The sequence below is a fragment of the Grimontia indica genome (assembly GCF_000333895.2).
In the GTDB taxonomy this organism is placed as follows: Bacteria; Pseudomonadota; Gammaproteobacteria; order Enterobacterales; family Vibrionaceae; genus Enterovibrio; species Enterovibrio indicus.
The window spans coordinates 1-531 of sequence record NZ_ANFM02000095.1 but is presented as its reverse complement, the minus strand read 5'-3'; the positions used below and the strand labels follow the sequence as shown (position 1 = coordinate 531).

Here is a 531-nt window from a genome sequence, read left to right as displayed (position 1 = left end):
GCCCTGCTGCCCGACTATATGGTTCCTTCTACCCTCGCGCTGGTTGATGAAATTCCTCTCAGTGCGAACGGTAAAGTTGACCGCAAGCAAGCTCAGATACTTCTGGCTGAGCATGCTGACGCACAGCAAACAATCCTGACACCTCCAAAAGGCGATAAGGAGTGTCAGGTAGCCAGCGTATGGCAAGCACTGTTACCGGACAGAAGCATCGGAAGGGAAAGCCACTTTTTCTCTCTCGGCGGTGATAGCTTGTTAGCCACCCAGGTCATTTCAACGCTACGTGAAAATGGGCTGACCGCTGAACAGCCTCTCCGTCTGTTGTTTGCACAACCTGTGTTGGCCGAATTTGCTGCCGGACTCTCATTCGAGAACGCCGAGCCGCTTTCCACCCTGGTTCCTGACCCGGACGCTCGCTTTGAACCTTTCCCACTGACAGAGGTTCAGCGTGCCTATTGGATGGGCCAGTCACCTGGACTGCCACTCAACTGTGGTACCCATTATCTGGTCGAGCTGGATGGTGAGAACGTCAAT

Annotated in this window: 1 protein-coding gene; it reads left to right on the top strand. The window is 54.0% G+C overall.

Annotation, left to right across the window (positions count from 1 at the left end; all coding sequences use genetic code 11):
* A partial coding sequence (locus D515_RS24895; RefSeq protein ID WP_039850769.1) for a phosphopantetheine-binding protein occupies window positions 1-531 on the top strand: 531 nt, incomplete at both ends.